This window comes from Nocardia sp. NPDC052112, assembly GCF_040680135.1.
GTDB lineage: Bacteria > Actinomycetota > Actinomycetes > Mycobacteriales > Mycobacteriaceae > Nocardia.
In genome coordinates this window covers 100,395-118,557 of record NZ_JBFAWD010000008.1, presented here as the reverse complement: position 1 = coordinate 118,557, position 18,163 = coordinate 100,395, and the positions used below count along the sequence as shown (strand labels likewise).

Annotated in this window: 13 protein-coding genes and 1 pseudogene; 7 read left to right on the top strand and 7 right to left on the bottom strand. The window is 65.6% G+C overall.

Going from position 1 to position 18,163, the window contains the following annotated elements; all coding sequences use genetic code 11:
- Positions 1-35 precede the first annotated feature (35 nt).
- Positions 36-1,679 carry a helix-turn-helix domain-containing protein gene (locus AB0L58_RS17825; protein WP_364387829.1) on the top strand — a complete coding sequence of 548 codons (1,644 nt, stop codon included), beginning with the start codon at positions 36-38 and terminating at the stop codon, positions 1,677-1,679.
- A gap of 143 nt (positions 1,680-1,822) precedes the next feature.
- On the opposite strand, the gene AB0L58_RS17820 is transcribed toward AB0L58_RS17825, so the two are convergent.
- Genes AB0L58_RS17820 through AB0L58_RS17810 form a run of 3 tightly spaced genes read right to left on the bottom strand, consistent with a single transcriptional unit; the run spans position 1,823 to position 6,176 of the window.
- Entirely contained in the window at positions 1,823-2,836 is a 1,014-nt protein-coding gene (locus AB0L58_RS17820; RefSeq protein ID WP_364387827.1) for an NADPH:quinone oxidoreductase family protein, read from the bottom strand.
- Entirely contained in the window at positions 2,836-4,980 is a 2,145-nt protein-coding gene (locus AB0L58_RS17815) for an acetate--CoA ligase family protein (RefSeq protein ID WP_364387825.1), read from the bottom strand. The genes AB0L58_RS17820 and AB0L58_RS17815 overlap by 1 nt, the downstream gene beginning before the upstream one ends.
- Entirely contained in the window at positions 4,977-6,176 is a 1,200-nt protein-coding gene (locus AB0L58_RS17810; protein ID WP_364387823.1) for an acyl-CoA dehydrogenase family protein, read from the bottom strand. The genes AB0L58_RS17815 and AB0L58_RS17810 overlap by 4 nt, the downstream gene beginning before the upstream one ends.
- 138 nt (positions 6,177-6,314) lie before the next feature.
- Here AB0L58_RS17810 and AB0L58_RS17805 point away from each other — a divergent pair, with 138 nt between their 5' ends.
- The gene (locus tag AB0L58_RS17805; RefSeq protein ID WP_364387821.1) at positions 6,315-7,523 is read left to right on the top strand and encodes an FAD-dependent oxidoreductase; all 1,209 of its coding nucleotides are present in this window, start codon (positions 6,315-6,317) and stop codon (positions 7,521-7,523) included.
- Positions 7,524-7,708: 185 nt separating this feature from the next.
- Positions 7,709-8,497, top strand: coding sequence for an IclR family transcriptional regulator (locus AB0L58_RS17800; RefSeq protein WP_364387819.1), 789 nt, complete (start codon positions 7,709-7,711; stop codon positions 8,495-8,497).
- Positions 8,498-8,607: 110 nt separating this feature from the next.
- Here the strand turns inward: AB0L58_RS17800 and AB0L58_RS17795 are convergent, their stop codons facing one another.
- Complete coding sequence (locus AB0L58_RS17795; protein WP_364387817.1) at positions 8,608-9,708, bottom strand: Gfo/Idh/MocA family oxidoreductase; 1,101 nt, start codon at positions 9,706-9,708, stop codon at positions 8,608-8,610.
- Positions 9,709-9,790: 82 nt separating this feature from the next.
- Between AB0L58_RS17795 and AB0L58_RS17790 the strand changes: the two genes are divergently transcribed.
- Both AB0L58_RS17790 and AB0L58_RS17785 read left to right on the top strand, forming a co-directional pair.
- A complete protein-coding gene (locus tag AB0L58_RS17790) occupies positions 9,791-10,393 on the top strand; it encodes a TetR/AcrR family transcriptional regulator (protein ID WP_364387815.1) in 603 nt (200 codons plus the stop codon).
- A 43-nt stretch (positions 10,394-10,436) separates the two neighbouring features.
- Positions 10,437-10,958: pseudogene (locus AB0L58_RS17785) on the top strand (IS5 family transposase); the annotation flags it as partial.
- A gap of 33 nt (positions 10,959-10,991) precedes the next feature.
- On the opposite strand, the gene AB0L58_RS17780 reads toward AB0L58_RS17785, so the two are convergent.
- Both AB0L58_RS17780 and AB0L58_RS17775 read right to left on the bottom strand, forming a co-directional pair.
- On the bottom strand, positions 10,992-11,873 hold the full coding sequence (locus AB0L58_RS17780) for a TIGR03619 family F420-dependent LLM class oxidoreductase (RefSeq protein WP_364387813.1): 882 nt from the start codon (positions 11,871-11,873) through the stop codon (positions 10,992-10,994).
- A gap of 256 nt (positions 11,874-12,129) precedes the next feature.
- A complete protein-coding gene (locus tag AB0L58_RS17775) occupies positions 12,130-13,758 on the bottom strand; it encodes an MFS transporter (RefSeq protein WP_364387811.1) in 1,629 nt (542 codons plus the stop codon).
- Between the two features lie 457 nt (positions 13,759-14,215).
- Here AB0L58_RS17775 and AB0L58_RS17770 point away from each other — a divergent pair, with 457 nt between their 5' ends.
- Positions 14,216-15,022 carry an SDR family oxidoreductase gene (locus tag AB0L58_RS17770; RefSeq protein ID WP_364387809.1) on the top strand — a complete coding sequence of 269 codons (807 nt, stop codon included), beginning with the start codon at positions 14,216-14,218 and terminating at the stop codon, positions 15,020-15,022.
- 68 nt (positions 15,023-15,090) lie between these two features.
- Here AB0L58_RS17770 and AB0L58_RS17765 read toward each other — a convergent pair whose 3' ends face one another.
- Positions 15,091-16,659, bottom strand: coding sequence for an FAD-binding protein (locus AB0L58_RS17765; RefSeq protein ID WP_364387807.1), 1,569 nt, complete (start codon positions 16,657-16,659; stop codon positions 15,091-15,093).
- Positions 16,660-16,918: 259 nt separating this feature from the next.
- Here AB0L58_RS17765 and AB0L58_RS17760 point away from each other — a divergent pair, with 259 nt between their 5' ends.
- Positions 16,919-18,103 carry an acyl-CoA dehydrogenase family protein gene (locus tag AB0L58_RS17760; protein WP_364387805.1) on the top strand — a complete coding sequence of 395 codons (1,185 nt, stop codon included), beginning with the start codon at positions 16,919-16,921 and terminating at the stop codon, positions 18,101-18,103.
- Positions 18,104-18,163 lie beyond the last annotated feature (60 nt).

Sequence of the window (18,163 nt, the reverse complement as noted above, 5' to 3'; positions counted from 1 at the left end):
GCCGAGAGAGCAGAATCGAGACGGAGGTGAGCGCAATGACCGTGAGAACAGACCGTGCGACGACATCCGGAGCCGAATCCCAGCAGGTGTTGCTGGGTGTGCTGCGGCAGCTCGGAGCTCGCGGCGGGTCTCCGGCTGAGGTCGTCCGCCACGTCACCGCCGCGGCGTGCACGCTGTTCGACGTACCGGTGGCATGGATCGGAATGACCAGTGAAGCCAGCCCGACGGTGCTGCAGATGTCCGGATGGACGGGTTTAGCTGTGCCGCAGCTTTCCGGTGGATGGCATCAGGAACTCGGGTCCGGTATCGGCGGCGTGGTCGCGGCCACCGGGCAGAGCACGATCATCCGCGACTACCGCCGCGACCCGCGCCGCAACCCGGCATTCAAGAACATCGTCGATGTCGAGAAGCTGATTTCCGGTATCGCCGTCGCGTTGCCTCTCGAGCACCCAGGCGTGCTGTATTGGGGCTCGCGTCATCCGCACGTGTTCAGCGACGCCGATCTGCCCATGGCCGAGGCATTCGCGGCCACGGCGGCCGCGGTCATCGGCGGGGCCATCGCACGGCACAGAGTGCAACAGGTCGACGCCACATTCGAGACGATCGCGCAGTTGTCGCAGCGGTTGCTCGCCGGAGAGCCGATCCGTCCGGTCATATCCTGGCTGGCCCGGCGCCTCGACGGCGCGGTGCGGCTGTGCGGCGATAAAGGCGCAGAGCTGGCCGCGCACGAGGCGCGCGGCAACGCACCGCTGCAAGGTTTTGACCTCCGCGCGGAGCAGACCGAACTGGGCCGCCTGGAGTTGCGCGGCGAGGGGCTCGGCGACGACGCTGCACGACTGCTCGCCGAGGTGGTGGCACTGGATCTGGCGCGTCGGCGCGAGCGCGAAGTCACCGCACTGCGGTTGCAGGCCGACTTCGTGGTCGAATTGCTGTCCGACGCCGCGCACCCCGCTGAGCTGGCACAGCGGGCCGGCTTGCTCGGATTCGACCTGCGCGCGACCCGCGCGGTCGCCCGTATCGGATTGGCTCCCGAGGAGATCGGCCATCCGGCGGATGCGATCCCGGTCGAGGTCGTGCGCACTCTGGATGCGGCGGTGCGGCGACGGCCCGGTGCCGGACCGGTCATTCCCATCAAGACTGACGTTTGGGTGCTGTTACCCGAAGCGCTGTGCCCGACCGAGATCGTGGTCGCTTTGCTCGATGAGGCCGCCGAGCCGTTCGACGGCACACCGCAGCTCGTGGCAGGCGTCGGGCGGGTCTGTGCCGAACCGGCCGACTATCGCCGCAGCCGCGCCGACGCCGAGCTCGCCATCCAGATCGCCCGCGCTCGCCAGCGCCGCGCCATGGCTGCCGACGAGCTCAAGACCTGGCAACTGCTCGCCCCAGCTTCGGACGCCACCACATTGTCCGAACGGGCGGAGTGGATTCTACGGCCGCTGCTGGAGGCAGATCGCCGCAACGACCGCGACGATCTGGCCACCCTGCGTGCCTGGCTAGCCAACGACCGTCACCGAGCCCGCACCGCGGCCGCGCTGTTCGTGCACGAGAACACGGTCCGCTACCGACTCAAGCGCATCGCCCGAATCCTCGATGTGGATCTGCAGAATCCCGACAGCCGATTCCCGATCGAATTGGCTGTACGCACCCTGGAGTTGCTCGACGCGACCGCCACGAGCTGACGCCGACTACGAACTACCCGGGCCGTCCAGGGCTCCCGCCGCCGGTCAGCTCGATCATTAGCGCCTCTAACACCTTTGGCCGACCAATCACGACACCGACTCCACCAGCAGCGATTCCACCATCACCCAGCGACTCCCGATCATCAGTTCAACCCTGTTCGAACGAGGCACACAAGTCGACCCAGCACTTTTCGCTCGAGCAACTCCTGGAAAGCCGAAGGCACCTCACCGAAATCCACGGTGCGGCTCAGCGGCCTGATCCGACCAGCTTCGTAGTGCTCGACTATCCGGTCGTGGACCCAGCGCCGGTAGTCCGGGTCGAGCCGGAACGGCCGCGTACGGAATCCGATTACCGAAAAGTTCTTTACCAGAGCGTGATTGGTGGCGACCGGAAGCCGCTGCCCGCTGGCGAATCCGATCACCAGGATTCTGCCCTCCACCGCGATGCAGCGCAGCGATGCCTCCAGAGCCGGACCGCCCACCGGGTCGAAGACGACATCGACCCCTCGGCCCGCGGTCTCGGCAAGTACCCGCTCGACAATGTCCTCGACCGCACTATCGATCACCACGTCGGCACCGAGCTGATACGCCACCGGCACTTTGGCCGCACCTCGGACCACTGCGAACACCTGTGCACCCGCGGCCTTTCCGAGCTCGACAGCGGCGCTGCCGACGCCGCCCGCCGCCCCGTGCACCAGCAATGTCTCTCCCTTTCGAAGGTCACCCTTCCGCCGCCGGAACAACGCCATATACGCCGTGTGGTAGGCCACGAACAGTGCGGCCGCAACACCGTCGGGCATGCTTTCGGGCACTGGCAGCAGTTCATCGGCACGCAGAGTGACCTGCTGTCGGAGCAGACCACGCAGGGCACCGTCACGGGTCAGCAGGAAGCGTCGACCCAATAGGTCGGGCGCGACGTTTGCACCGACCGCCACCACGGTTCCCGTGCCTTCCCCGCCGGGAACGCAAGGCAACTCCGGTTTCTCGTGGTAATTCCCCTGGCTTACGAGCAGGTCCGGAAATCCGAGCGCGACCGCGCGCACGTTCACCACCACCTCCCCCGCGCCGGGCGGCGGCTCGGGCGGGCAGGTGACAAGCCTCAATGCCTCACTCGGATCGTCGGAGAGGCGGTGGATCTCCCACGCGCGGTTCGTCATCAGCGGTGCCCACCGCCTTTCTCGGTGAGGGTGATCAAGGCATCGACGCCGGTGACACCCGCCCCTTCGGAATGCACAAAAATCGGGTTGATGTCGATTTCAGCGATATCGTCAGCCAAGTCCGCCGCCAGCAGCGACAGTCGGCTCATAGCCTCGGCGAGGGCGCCGCGATCGCGGCGGGCACCACCGCGATAGCCATCCAGCAGTCGGGCTCCGCGCAAGCCGCCGATGAGCGCGTCCGCGGTTGCGGGATCCAGCGGTGCGAGAGCGAGTGCCCGATCATCGAGCAACTCGATCAGCACTCCACCCGAACCCACAAGCACGGTCGGCCCGAACACCGGGTCGTTCGTCACCCCCAGAGCCAGCTCCTGACCCGGCCGCGCCATCTGCTGGACAAGCACGCGCGCATCGGATGCCCCGGCCGCCGCGGCGAGAACCTCGTGGGCGGCCGATGCCACGGATTCGGAATTCGGCAACCCTAGCTTCACCGCATCGAGATCGCTCTTGTGCCCGATATCGGCGGAAAGCACCTTCACCGCCACCGGGAACATCAGGCGCTGGGCGATGAGCGCGGCTTCGTCGGGCGTCGCGGCGGCATAGGCGGGCGCCATCGGAATGCCATATGCCGCAAGCACCTTCGTCGCCTCGAGCTCATCGAGCCTGATCCGTCCCGAAGCACGGGCCTTGGCGATCACATCGAGCGCCGCCGCAGTATCCACGTCATCGAATTCCGGTGCCCCTGGGAGGGGTGGGCGTGCACCATATTCGGCCAGCGCCGACAGCGCGGCGACGGCTCGGTGCGGGTCCCGGTAGGTCGGGACGCCAGCATCGGCCAGCGCCCGCGCCGGTCGGCCGCTGCCACCGATCCAGACGACCACCAGCGGCTTGTCCGTCCGGCTCGCAGCGTCGCGGAGTGCGGAAACCACAGCGTCGGAACCACGTTCGACGTTCGTGAGCACCACGACGAGAGCATCGGTTCCGGGATGTTCGACCGCGACGTCCAGTGCCCGGGCAAGCATGTCCGGCTTGCTGATCAGAGAGGCGGTGAGATCGATCGGATTCACCGGTGACCCGAACGGGGGAATCACCTGGGCCATCCGCGCCTGCCAGTGCGCGTCCCATGCCGCGACTGCCAGCCCCGCTGATTCGGCCGCGTCAGTAGTGAGCACGCCCGCGCCGCCGGAAATACTGAGTACCGTCAGATTCGGCCCGGCCATCCGCCGACCGGTGGCCAGCAATTGGGCGGTATCGAGCATCGCCTCCACACCGGGTACCCGCAGAATGCCGAATTGGCGTGCCACCGCGTCGAATACAGCGTCCTCACCCGCCATCGACCCGGTGTGCGAACTCACCGCTCGCGCACCGGCCGCGGAGCTGCCGACCTTGACCGCGACCACCGGTTTGTCTGCCGCGAAAGCCGCTCGGGCCATATCGACGAACCGCCGACCGTCGCGCACTCCTTCCAGATAGCACAGCAGCACGGACACGTCATCGGCGGCGGTGAGCACCGAAAGCAGTTCGGCAGCATCGAGATCGGCTTCGTTGCCGGTGTTCACGTAGTAGCCGACACCGACTCCGCCATCTCGCAGTCGGCTGGTGATCGAAGTGCCGAACGCGCCGCTCTGACTGACAAAACCGATCGGACCAGAGGGCAATGTGTCGCCCTCGTCCAGAGATGAGGAGAACGTGACCGTGACCGCATCGCGGGCAGCGACCAGACCCAAGCAGTTCGGGCCGAGCAGGCGAATTCCGGATTCACGGCAGATCTCGGCGAGCTCGGCTTGCAATGCCGCGCCACGCTCGCCGGTCTCGGCGAAGCCGGACGCGTACGCGATGGCTACCGGCACGCCCTTTGCCACGCATTCGCGCAGGGCATCGGCCGTCCGCTCGGCCGACACACCGAGCAGGGCCAGATCGACCGGCCCTTCAATGGCACCAATGCTCGAATAGGCTGGAATCCCTTGGACCGTTTCACGATTCGGATTGATCGGAAGAATCCGGCCCTGATACCCGAACCGCTTCAGGTATTCGATGGGACGGCCCGTCAGCTTCACCGGATCGTCCGAGGCACCGATCAGCGCGATGCTACGCGGCCGCAGCAGGTGCTCGAGCAGGACCCGTGCATCGGAGGATGACTCGTTCATCCATTCGTCCTGTTCGCCTCGAAGCGTCCCACTGCGCGCCGGGCTATCGCCCACCGGTGCACCTCGGACGGTCCGTCATAGATGCGGAACGGACGCAGTTCCCGGTAGAACCGGGACAGCGGGGTGTCATAGGAGATGCCTAATGCACCGCAGATCTGTATCGAGCGGTCCACCACGCGGCCCAGTGCCTCGGAGACGAAGGTCTTGGTAATGGAAGTCGACCGGGTCGCGGTCGCTCCGCTATCGAGTTCGGCGCAGGTTCGGTAGAGCAGGGCGCGGCTGGCCTCCAGATCGATTTCATTGTCGGCGATCAGCTGTTGGACCATGCCGAGCTCGGAGAGCTTGGCACCGAACACTTCCCGTTCGATCGCCCGCTCGATCGCGATCTCCTGCGATCGCTGCGCGATTCCGAGCCATCGCATACAGTGCGTCATCCGGGCAGGACCGAGCCGCACCTGCGCGTATTTCAACCCGAGGTCGACCTCGCCGAGCACCGCGTCGTCGCTCACCTCCACATCGGTGAACAGCAGCTCACTGTGTCCGCCGAAGTATCCTTCGTCGAGGCTGTCGATCACCCGTACCTCCTCGAGGCCCGGTGTGTTCATGTCGACGAGAAACATCGTGGCCCCGCCACGATCGCCCCACTCGCCGCTGGAGCGGGCCAGCACGATCCCGAATGCGGCACCGTGCGCGCCGCTGATGAACCACTTGCGCCCGTTGATAACCCAGCCACGATCGCTTCGGCGCGCTGTAGTAGTCAGCGCGTTCGGGTCCGAACCCGCACCGTTCGGTTCGGTCATGACAATGCAGGAGCGCACGTCCCCAGCCGCCAGCGGTGCCAGAAAACGCTGTCGCTGTTCGGAATTCGCCACCTTATCCAGCAGATTGATATTGCCCTCGTCCGGCGCCTGAGCCTGGATGGCCAACGGTCCCAACAGCGATCGTCCCGCCTGTTCGAACACCACAGCCAACTGCAGCAGCGACAGCCCGTGCCCGCCGAACTCCTCGGGCACGTGCGGTCCGTACACACCGAACTCCTTGGCGGAGCTCACCAACCGCTGCCGCAACTGCTCATCGCCGTGATGTAGCGATATTCCGCTGCGGGCCTCTTCTGGGATGACCACTTCACCCACGAACTTCGACATCCGCGCGGCCAGTTCCGCCGTCGCCGGATCGAGGTCGAAAGTCATTGACATATTGGAAGCCTCCTTGCTGGTAGCTCCAACCATGTCGGTCTTCGGAGGCCGGGAGGATGGCGCTCAGCCACAAACCCAAGCCTGTTCTTGTCGCATCGCGACAGCAGATCGGGCCCGCCCCGCTGCTTTGCTGCTGGCGTGGACAACGCAGCCCTCATCCCGGACCGAGGTCATCTCGTGGTGGCCGGTGGCGGCCTGGCCGCCGCCCGCACCTGCGAGGAGATGCGCAAGCGCGGATTCACCGGCGCAATCACGATGCTCTCCGATGAGCCGCATCCGCCCTACGATCGCCCGCCACTGTCCAAGGGCGTCCTCACCGGCGATACCGACCCCGCGCTCGCATTCGATGCGGCCGCTCTCGATGTCGATCTGCGGCTCGGAGAACCCGCTCTCGGGCTGGACACCAACCGGCGCACCGTGACGACCACACGCTCGGAGGTCGGCTACGACGCCTTGGTGATCGCAACCGGCGCCACACCGATCCGGCTGCCGGGCAACGGATCTCAGTCGGTGCTTCGAACCCTGACGGATGCCCGGCGCGTACGACAGCATCTCACTCCCGGCAGCAGGGTGGTCCTGATCGGTGCCGGATGGATCGGCGCCGAGGTCGCGACCGCCGCCCTGGCACGCGGCGCACAGGTCACCTGCATCGAGGCCGCGGCGGCGCCCAGCGCACAGGCACTCGGCACCGATGCCGGGACGCGTCTGCTACTGCCGTGGTGGTCCGGAGTCGACCTACGGTTACAGACCACGGTCGAGAAAGTGACCGACCGTGAGGTCCTGCTGTCCGACGGCTCCGCCATACCGGCCGATCTCGTCGTCACCGGCATCGGGGCCCACCCGGAGACGGCGTGGCTGCGCGGCAGCGGCATTCCCGTGGAGGGCGGGATCGTCGTCGACGAACATCTGCGCACCGCGGTGCCGGGTGTTCTGGGCCTCGGTGATGTGGCCGCGCGTTGGTCACCGCGCTGGGGTGCACGCATACGTACGGGTCATTGGGACGAGGCGGCGAACGCGGCAACCGTTGTCGCGCAAGTCCTCTCGAGTACGCCAGATGACCGGCTACCGGTGCATGATCCGGTGCCCTACTTCTGGAGCGATCAGTTCGGGCATCGCTGCCAGTACGTCGGTCACCACGGGCGCGAGGACACACTCATGTGGCGCGAGCAGCGCACCGGTTCGCCGACGGCGGCCTGGCTGGCGCCAGATGGACGGTTGGTAGCGGCCCTCACGATCGACCGGCCCAAGGAACTCGCGACTGTCCGCCGCATGATCACCAACCGCATCGCTGTGGATCCTCGACTACTGGCCGATCCTGACACTGCGGTGTCGGCAGCCCAGCTATGAAAGTAGATGCCAGACGATGAATGGCACTCGACCTGGTAGCAACTCCCGGCTACCAGACTGTGCGTCACTTTTAATTAACAAGTCGTCATTGTTGACGAACGGCTCGCCGGTTTGCATGATTGTCAAGTAGAAGTGCCGAACTGGTGCACTGAAGTTGACACCGCAGCGTGAGCAGAGGAACCAGCATGACCACGTCAATTCCCGAATCGGCCCGCGACGACCGCGCCGCCGTCGACAAGGCCATCAGTCTGCTCGTCGCTTTCGGCGACCAGGCGAGCACCGGCGTAGGCGTCAGTGAACTCGCACGACGCACGCAACTCAGCAAGTCGACTGCTTTTCGCGTGCTAGCGATGCTCGAGCGCAATGGTGTCGTCGAACGCGTCGGCACCGGCTACCGCCTCGGCGCCCGGTTGCACCAGTTGGGTCACACGGTGTACTCACCCGAGCGCGAACGCGTCCGGGATCTCCTGCTGCCCTTCCTCACCGATCTTTACGACACAACGCGGCACACAGTGCATTTGGCCGCACTGCACGGCACCGACGTGGTCTATCTCGCCAAGCTGTACGGCCACCGCACCGTTCCGGCGCCCTCCCGTATCGGTGGTCGGCTCCCGGCCCACTGCACTGCGGTAGGCAAAGTCCTGCTCGCCTATCACTCGCACACCGCCACTCAGGTCCTTACCGCCCCACAGCGCGCGATCACCCCGCACACCATCATCGCCCCGTCCCGGTTGACTGGCGAACTGACCACTATTCGGCACAGCGGCGTGGCCCACGACAACCAGGAAAGCCGACTCGGGTTGTCCTGCATCGCGGCGCCGATCTTCAACGGCCGCGGTCGCGCTGTCGCCGCGCTCTCGGTCGCCGGTCCCCATGGCCACCTCGATGCCCGCCGTCTCGAAACCCCGCTCCGCCAGATCTGCGCCTCCGCATCGAACGCGCTCGGCCGCGCCCAGCTGCCGCGGACCGCGTAATCGCCAGTCGCGCATACCTTTGCCGAATCCCACGATTCTCCGTTACTAAGCCATGTCTCCCAAATCGCGGGTCTCGAGTCATACCGGCCACGGATGAGGCGGTGGTTTCCTCAGGAAGTCGCCACCCGTGTCGCGGTGTCTGCTGAACTGCGGACGTCGTCGAGCAGGCGGTGCAGGTGGACTCCGTCGTCGAAGGTCGGAACCGTCGTGGTGCCGGTTCGAATGTCTTGCGCCAGTGCCGCGTACAGTCTCGCGACGTTGCCGACTTCGGTGCCGAAGGTCATGTCGGTCAGCGGATCCTCGCCCGGCAGCGGCTGCCATTCGCCCCCACCGCGGGAACCCAGTAGGCGCAGTTCACTCAGCGAAATGCCACCCGGCCCGTTGGCGCCGGAGACGATCGCCAGATCGCCTGCGGTGCCGGAGATCTCGATTCGGGTGCGGCCGTTGGTCACCTTGGAGTCGTGGATGTGAGCCGACACCACGACTCCCTCCGCCGTGACGGCGTCGAGTAGTAGATGATTCGGAGTGGTGACATCGATTGCCACGCCGGTTTCCTCGATTACCGCGTGTGGGTGGCGGATGGCGAGCCGGGCCGAAAGATCGGTGAAGTCGCCGATCAGGTGCGCGACCGCGTCGAGCGTATGCCCGCCGACAACCTCCACGATGCCCGCGCCATTGGTCTGGTCGAGGGTGTAGGCCGCCCAGTCCGGGATCTGCGTGCCGGCGCCCAGGTGACGTGCGGAGTACACAGTCGCTGAAACAACGTTGCCCACAAAGCCTTCCGCGAGCAACCGGCGGGCGCGGGCGATCGCCGGTGCGTATCGGGTCTGCAGGCCGACCACGTGGCGCACGCCCGCGTCCTCGGCGAGCTCGGTCAACGATTCGGCCTCGGCGGTAGTCAGTGCGAGCGGCCACTCACAGTAGACATGTTTGCCCGCTGCCAGCGCGAGGCGGATCAGCTCCGCGTGCGCTGGCACCTTCACCGTGATCACAACCAGGTCGACCTCGGGATCCTCCGCGAGTCGGCGCGGATCGGTGAACGCGTGCGTCGCGCCGAACAGTCGCGCCGCACGCTGCGCGCTCTCGGTACGGCTCGTGCCGACGGCGGTGATCCGGAAGTCTTCGAGCGCTCGCAGCGCGGGAACATGTGCGCGCGCAGCCCAGCCGCGGTCGGGACTGGCGCCGATGATGCCCACCCGAATGGAATCCATGATTGCCCCTCTCAGATAAACGGACTTGCTGAGTCCGTTTTACCTAAGCGGACCCGGTGAGTCCACTTGGTACGCTGACGGTGTGATCACCGCCGTGGATCGACTGCTCGCCGACGAGGGCGGTCAAACGCCCCGTGCCGACGCCCGGCGCAACCTCGAGCGCCTGATCACGGCGGCACGGTCGGCACTGGCCGAGGTCGGGGTCGAGGTCACCGCGCAGGAAATCGCCCAGCGCGCCGGAGTCGGCAAGGGCACCTTCTATCGGCGGATCCCCTCGCGGGAGACGCTGCTGCAGGTTGTGCTGGAGGAGGTGCTGGGCGAGGTGATCGCCAGCGCCGATCGCGCGCTCGCCGACCCCGATCCATGGCACGGGTTCACCGACTTCGCCTCGGTGTATGTCCGACTGCGCGCCGAGAGCTGCGGTGCCAACGAGGCGCTGGGCGGTACCGGTATCCCGGGCCTGGATCGATTGCTCGCCGAAATACGCACGCGGATCAGGCATTTGGTCGAAGCCGCGCAGAGCGCGGGCGAAATGCGCCGCGATATCGCCTGGCAGGACGTGGCTTTCCTGCTCGCGGGAGTCTCGACCGACTCACACACCATCGGACTACACAGTGACAGCGGCCAGTGGAACCGCAACCTGCGGATCGTCCTCGACGGACTGCGCGGCCGCAGCTGTTCCTAGCGAGATTCCCGAATATTCGGTCTTGCCCGGCGATGATCCGCTGGTGACGCGGATGGGTGTGATTTCTGATGAGTTCTGGGCGACTGTCGAACCGGTGATGCCCTCATACGAGGGCATCAGGGGCAATAGATTCGGTGATCACCGGTTGATGCTGGAGGGTATCGCCTGGAGGTTCCGCACAGGCAGTCCGTAGCGAGACCTGCCCGCCGATTTCGGGCCGTGGCAGACGGTGTGGAAGCGGCATCATCGTCGGCTCCGGATGGCGCCTACAACGAGAGGTTCATCCGGTTCGCGACGGGTGTTCGGGTTCCATGCCGATATTGCCTGCGATATCGAGAAACTGCTGCCGGTGGACTCGACCAGCGAGCGGGCGCATCAACATGCCGCGGGCGCCCGCTCGGACACGCTCACCACGGCGCTCTGTCGAATTACAAGAAAGGCGCCTATGAGCCCGCCGACCACGCGCTGGGCCGCTCGCGGGGCGGGCTGACCACCAAGATTCATGCCCGTACCGATCAGCGACAGGCACCGGACGCTCCGGCTGACCACCGGCCACGGCGATCATCAGCGAGACCGCCGCACGGGTCAGCCGCCGGCCTTACCGCGGCTGGATTGCCTCGAAACAGCGCAACCGTGACAGTGCGTCCAGTTGTTCTAGATAGTGGGTGAGCGAGCGGTGTCGCAGCCGCGGCTGCACGATGGTGGCTCCCGCTGCGCCGAGTTCGCCGATCACATGTTCTGCCCGCTCCGGTGTGGCGCCCGGATCCAGCTCTTCAACTGTACCCACAACCACATCGAAACCCTTTGCGGCAGGCTTACATTCCATCAAACTGGCCCGCAGCTGCGTAGGGGTGACCGCAGCGGGGATCCATCCGTCTCCGAGTTTCGCGGCGCGCCGCAGCGCGGCATCGCTGACACCGCCCACCCAGATCAGCATCCTTTCCTGAACTGCGCAGGGATCCACCACGAGATCGGTGAATCGGAAGTATTCCCCGGCGAATTCGGGCACCCGACGACCCAGCGCCGCACGCAGAGCAGCGATCGCCTCGTCAGCCCGCCGCCCCCGATCGGCGAACGAAGCACCCAGCAGGTCGAACTCCTCGCGCGCTGTCCCCACACCGACGCCGAGGACCACGCGTCCGCCACTGATGCGGTCGAGCGTTCCGTACCGCTTGGCGATGGCCAGTGGGTGGTGGTAGCCGAGCACGAGCACGCTGGTGCACAGCCGAATCCGCGTCGTCCGGGCGGCCAGATACGACAGCGTGGCCAGCGGGTCCCAATAGCGAGTGCCCCGTGCTCCCTTCAACATCGCAGATTCGGAGTGCTCCGCCACGGCGACGTGCTCACTACAGGTGACATGATCGAATCCCAGGCGGTCGCCCGTCTCGGCAATGCGGGCGATCTCCTCGATCCCCGCATCCTGTTCCCACTCGGCAGAGCGCCCCGGAATGTCCAGCACCACCGGGGTACTGATCCCCATCCTCACCTTCACACGTTCTCCCATCAGACGATCCCAGCGCCCGGCGTACATACGCTAGAGCGGCTTACATGGGCGGACGCCGGATACCCGCTGAAACTCCTCCGAGACGGACGCAATCAACCCACCATCCAACCAGTAGTTCGATCACGATTGTTTCAATCAACGGAACAAAAGGCCCCGCCCGCTCCCGAGTGACGCGATGAAACTCGAAAACGGCACGGGGCCTTCTCATTTCACGGAAAGCGCCGCGAAACGATCAGTGCGCGGCGCCACCTGTGGCCGGGGTCCGGCCGTGCCGCATCGCGAGCGTGAGGATAAGCGCGGCGATGACGGTGACCGTACCGAACCAGAACCCGAGCTCGTACCCGCGGTCACCGAATACCTGCGGGATGGGTCTGGTCTGGGGCGGCTGGCCCGCGACGGTCACTGTGGCGTGCAGGGGGTGGGCGTTGACGAGGGCGGTCACGACGGCAACGCCGATGGCCACTCCCATGCTCTGCGTCACGCCGAGCATGCCGACGCTGATGCCCTGCTGTTCCTGTGGAACCGCTTCGACGATGAGGTTCGGCGCGGCCGCGTAATAGAAGCCGAGGGCCACACCGAAGGCCGCGTTGGTGAGCAGGAAGATATGCCAGGTATGCGGTGCCAGGGCCTGTGCGAGGCCGACGACCGCGAAGACCGCCACAGCAAGCAGCAACGGAAGCCTGGCTCCGACCTTGCGCGCCACGATGCCGCCCACGATGCCGAAGACCATGGTGAGCAAGCCCTGTAAAAGTGCGATGCGGACAGCGAATTCGAGCAGGCTGAAGCCGTTTCCGTAGGAGTAACCGGGATCGAGACTCACCTGCACCGCCTCCGGCGGCAACTGCATTCCCGTCAGCTGCGCCACCTTCGCGAGAGTGCCTGCCAGCACGCCGTTCTCGATGACGTCCTGGCCCGGCGTCTGCACCATATACGCGATGGCGTAGCCCTGCACGCCGATGATGCAGGAGGCCAGCAGCGCGATCAGTATCACCAAGCTCACACGCGGATGCATCAACAGCCGCATATCCATGATCGGCGTGGACGCCCGCCGTTCCACCGCCACGAAGGCAAGGAGCAACAGCAGTCCGCCAATAAGCCAGACCAGGGTGGCGGGCCTCCCCCATCCCCAGTCCTGGCCCTTGTCGACATAGATCAGTACGAGCGCCGCGCCGAGGGAAATCAGTGTCGCGCCGATGAAATCGATCCGTTCGCGAACGCGCAGTTTCGATTCCGGCACGAACACCAGGACCAGCGGCAGCATAACGATGGTGAAGGCGAACAAGAACCAGAACATCGCCCGCCAGCTGTAGCTATCGACGAGCCAGCCCGCCAGCAACGGGGCGAGCGCCGCCGAGAAGCCGAAGCCCGTCGAGGTGACACCGAGCCCGATCGTTACATACTTGCGGGGCATCAGATCCCGAATCAGCCCGTAGGCAACGATCACACTCGCGATCGCGAACGACTGCAGGCAGCGGCCGACAAGAAAGATCGGCCAACTGCTCGTGATCGCCGAGATCAGGCAACCGATCGCGAACAGGACGCCACATGCGACGAACATCCGCTTCTTGCCCCAGACGTCGCTCATTTTGCCGATGAGCGGCGACGCGGACGCGCCGATCAGACCGAACACGATCATCGCCCAGGTAATGTTGGCTCCCGCGGAGGGGAAAGACGGCGCGATCTTCTGCAGCGCCGCCGCGACCATCGTGTACTGAATCGGCGCGATCTCGCTGAATAGCACGATGATTGCCAGCACCGAGAACAGTCGTGCCCGGGAGGCGCCGTCAAGCCTGCCGGTTACATCCGGTAAGTCCGGGATGCCGGACGCCTCGGACGGGTCGACGGTGGGAGTTGTGGACATACCAACCCCTTTCGGGATCTGCGACAAACTAGAAACGCGTGAACCATGTCACAGTGAAAATGAGGGGCTATCGCACGATTTCACTCAGCGAAACACTGCCTACGCGAAATACTTTCGCCGCTGCCGACGGAAAGCGGGCCACGACGCGAAATAGACCGCTCATCGGACCAATACCGCGATCAGCATGACCAACTCGTACTAATACAAATGATTCGCCGAGAAATTGCAGCCTCAGGCGGCTGTGTACAAGTCCGCCCTGGGCCGGGAGCGCACACCATCACCTCAATCGACATCCCGGATCCAAGCGGGCCATCGTGCCCCATCGCCGATTGGGTGACCATGGCGCTCGATTTCCAGGAGGGTTCCGCTCACCGAAACCCCGGTACCGCCACATCGACGACCTCGCCATCCTGACACCACCGACAACAAACCCGCGACCAAGGGAGATAGATCCGACATGATCGCTCTGCAGCGCTACATCGACCGCCGAGTTCTCGTCACCGGGGCCGGATCCGGGATCGGGCAGGCCACCGTGCTGCGCATCCTCGACGAGGGCGGCCGTGTCGTCGCCGCCGACATCAGCGAGACCGGACTGAAGGACACCGTGGACAAGGCCGGGGACAACGCACAGCGACTCACCACGGTCGTCATCGACGTCTCGAACGAGGAGTCGGTGAAAACCGGTGTGGCCGCGGCAGTCAGCACGCTCGGCGGGCTCGATGCGCTGATCAACGCGGCCGGTGTGCTGCGGTCGTCGCATTTCGAAGAGACCACCCTCGCCGATTTCGAACAAGTGATCCGAATCAATTTGGTCGGTACCTTCCTGGTTGTCCGCGAGGCGATCCCGGCGCTTCGGGTGGGCAACGGACCAGCCGTAGTGAACTTCAGCTCCACCTCGGCACAGTTCGCCCATCCGTACATGGCCGCCTACGCGGCCTCCAAGGGCGGTATCCAGGCGATGACACACGCACTCGCCATGGAGTTCAGCAAGGAAAGCATCCGGTTCAACTCGGTCCAACCAGGATCGATCTCCTCCGGAATGACCGACGGCACCGGCGAATCCAAGCAGAGCGTCGGGCCGGGGCTGCCCGAAGACACCGACTTCACGCTGTTCGGCAAGACCGCGCCCATGCTGCCGATCGATGGCGGGGCGATCTTCGCCAAGCCGGACGCGGTCGCCGCGGTGGTCGCCATGCTCGCCTCCGCCGACGCCTATTTCGTGACCGGAACCGAGATCCGCATCGACGGCGGATCCCACATGTGATGCCGAGGCACCTCGAAACGGAAGAGCCCGGGACGACCTCATCGAGGCACCCCGGGCTCTCCCGGTGCTCAGGCTCGATCTGAGGCCATGTCCAGCGCGGCGAGATGAGCGAAAACCATTGCCGCGCCGATCGGATTCCCGCCTCCGGGGTACACAGTTCCACTCACCGCGGCCATGGAGTTGCCCGCGGCGTACAAACCGGGAATGACCGCGCCGTCCTTGCCGAGGACCCGGGCGCTGGCATCGGTCTTCAACCCGCCCTTGGTACCGAGATCGGAAACTCCGAACGCCGCGGCATAGAACGGGGGCTCGACTATCGGCACCAGGGGATTCGGGCTGCCCGGGACCGACGTATCGAACGCCTCACCGCCACGATCGAATTCATCGTCCTTGCCGGTCGCCACGAAACCGTTGAAGCGATCGACGGTCTCGACCAGCGCGTCGGTTGGCACCCCGATGCGGTCCGCGAGCTGCGCGAGCGTGTCCGCGGAGTGCCATAAGCCCGCATCGACGTACTCCTGATGGTCCGCGAGCGGGACACCGGTAAACAGCAGCGGCGGCTGTCCACCCATCCGATTGTCGTACACCAGCCAATACGGCAATGTGATCCGGCCGGACTCCATTTCACGCAGCACAGCTCGGCCAGCGCGGTCATACGGCGCCGATTCGTTGGTGAACCGCCCGCCCTCGTCATTGACGAAAATGCCACCGGTGAACCACAGCGAGAACGTCGAGGTCCCGTCCGGATGCGTCAGACCCGGCGTCCACCACGCCTCCGACATCAGGTCCGTATCGGCACCGACCAAGACCGCGGCTTCCATTGCCAGACCGCAATTTCCGGGCGGCGACATAGAATCGCGCGCCGATCCGGGCACTCCGTGCGCCTTGCGCATCGCGTCGTTGCGTTCGAACCCACCCGCTGCCACCAGGACCCCTCGGCGGGCGCGCACACGCCGCTGACCTTCGCGAGTGGCAACCACGGCACCGACGACACGACCACCCAGCCGGATCAGTTCCAAGCAGGTTGCGTTCACCCGCACCTGGGCGTGCGGAAACTGCGTCAGCGCCAGCAGCAACCGTCCGATCAGCGCCTGCCCGCCGCCGAGCTCATCGGGTGCCTCAGCCCCGGCACGATCGGTGGCCAGCGGTGGACGCAGCAGTCCACTCTGCTCGCCCAACCGTGCCGCGGGCAACGCCGCAGGAATGATGTGCCGCCCGGTGGGCCGGGCATGCGGCGCATTGCCGAAATAGTCCGGCCAGGGCAGGATCTGGAACTCGATCGCGGAGTCGGCCTCGAGGTACTCGACCAGCGGCGCGCCGCCGGTGACGAACGCCTCCTGCAGTTCCGCGGGGGTGCGATCGCCGACCACCGCATGAAAATAGGCCAGAGCATCATCGATCGTGTCGTCATCACCGGCTCGTCGCAACACCGGATTACACGGAAACCACATCCCGCCACCGGAATACGCGGTGGTACCCCCGAGGTATTCGGTGGCCTCCACCACGATAACCCGCAACCCTTCTCGCGCCGCGGTGTAGGCACCGGTCAGCGCCCCTCCTCCGGAACCGACCACGAGGACATCACAATCGAGGTCCCAATCAACGGCGGCATAGAGCGAATCTCTTGCTTCGGACACCGAGCGTGCTCCTTTCTCACCGGCACCGAATCGCCGGAGCGGCCCGATGGTAGACAGGCCGAAAGCTAGCCCGGCTGAAAGGATTCCGGTCAGCGAAACAGCGGAAGGTCATCCTTCGCCTGGCGGTTGAATCTGGCCGCCGCAGCACCGTTCCGATCAGCGGACACCACAAATCGCGCGAACCACGATTCCCGATAGCGTCGGCCACGAGCCCCGCCAGTGGGCGGAATTCTTTCTCACAGCAGTTGGAGGTGCGTTGATGTCGCACGATGTGGTTCGCCGGATCGAGGAGGTCGCCGACCAGCTGGCCGCGACAGCCGAGGAGACCGAGCGGATCGGCAAGCTCTCGGACGAAAGTGCCGAACTCATCCGGCAAGCCGGTGTGATGCGGCTGCTGCAGCCCACCGACTTCGGCGGCTACGCGGCGCATCCGCAGGACTTCGCCGAAGCGGTCATGGCGGTCGCACGGCGCTGCGGCTCGACCGGCTGGGTATGTGGTGTCGGCGGGGTCCACCCCTGGGAAATGGCCCTCATGGACCGCAAGGTGCAGAACGAGGTGTGGGGCGAGAACCCGGACACCTGGATCGCGTCACCTTATGCGCCCCAGGGCATCGCGACGCCCACCGACGGTGGATACATCCTGAAGGGCCACTGGAATTTCTCCTCCGGAACCGACCACTGTGACTGGATCTTCCTGGGCGCGCTGCTCGGCGACACCGACGGCCAACCCACCCAGCCGTCGAAGGTGCTGCACGTTGTGTTGCCACGCGATGACTACACCATCGTCGACGACTCCTGGGACGTGATCGGCCTGTCCGGCACCGGCAGCAAAGACGTCATCGTCGACGGCGCCTTCATCCCGTCCTACCGCACCATCGAGGCGGACGTGGTCGCCACCGGCGAGGTCGCCGCCGAACGTGCCGGTCGCACCGACACGGTCTACCGCCTTCCGTTCTGGACCATGTTCCCGCTCGGCATTACCTCCGCGGTCATCGGCATCGCCGAGGGAGCACTCGATGCCCACCTGCACTACCAGCGGGATCGGGTCAGCGCCATGGGTACGAAGATCAAGGACGACCCCTACGTCCTTTACGCGATCTCCGAGGCAGCGGCCGAGATCGCCGCTTCCCGTACCCAACTGCTCGACGGCGTCGGCCGCCTCTACGATCTCGCCGACGCAGGCAAGTCGATCACCTTCGAAGACCGTTCCCTGGTGCGGCGCAATCAAGTTCGCTGCGCGTGGCGCGCGGTGGCAGCAGTGGACGCGATCTTCGCCCGCTCCGGCGGCAATGCCGTTCGCCGCCAGAATGTCATGCAACGCTTTTGGCGCGACGCCCACGTCGGCCTCCAGCACGCCATCCATACGCCCGGAACCCAATACCACTCAACCGCTCTCAGCATGATGGGTATCGAACCCCAAGGCCCGTTCCGAGCCATGATCTGAGACCACGCCTCGCGCCGCACACCGTGGTTCAGCACTGACCACTGCCGGGCCGAACCACTT

Bases quoted from the DNA above. Each gene is read 5' to 3' on its own strand.
- AB0L58_RS17825 (WP_364387829.1), top strand. From the start codon at position 36: ATGACCGTGAGAACAGACCGTGCGACGACATCCGGAGCCGAATCCCAG.
- AB0L58_RS17815 (WP_364387825.1), bottom strand. From the start codon at position 4,980: ATGAACGAGTCATCCTCCGATGCACGGGTCCTGCTCGAGCACCTGCTG.
- AB0L58_RS17810 (WP_364387823.1), bottom strand. From the start codon at position 6,176: ATGTCAATGACTTTCGACCTCGATCCGGCGACGGCGGAACTGGCCGCG.
- AB0L58_RS17775 (WP_364387811.1), bottom strand. From the start codon at position 13,758: ATGTCCACAACTCCCACCGTCGACCCGTCCGAGGCGTCCGGCATCCCG.
- AB0L58_RS17760 (WP_364387805.1), top strand. From the start codon at position 16,919: ATGTCGCACGATGTGGTTCGCCGGATCGAGGAGGTCGCCGACCAGCTG.
- AB0L58_RS17800 (WP_364387819.1), top strand. From the start codon at position 7,709: ATGACCACGTCAATTCCCGAATCGGCCCGCGACGACCGCGCCGCCGTC.
- AB0L58_RS17780 (WP_364387813.1), bottom strand. From the start codon at position 11,873: ATGGGGATCAGTACCCCGGTGGTGCTGGACATTCCGGGGCGCTCTGCC.
- AB0L58_RS17770 (WP_364387809.1), top strand. From the start codon at position 14,216: ATGATCGCTCTGCAGCGCTACATCGACCGCCGAGTTCTCGTCACCGGG.
- AB0L58_RS17795 (WP_364387817.1), bottom strand. From the start codon at position 9,708: ATGGATTCCATTCGGGTGGGCATCATCGGCGCCAGTCCCGACCGCGGC.
- AB0L58_RS17820 (WP_364387827.1), bottom strand. From the start codon at position 2,836: ATGACGAACCGCGCGTGGGAGATCCACCGCCTCTCCGACGATCCGAGT.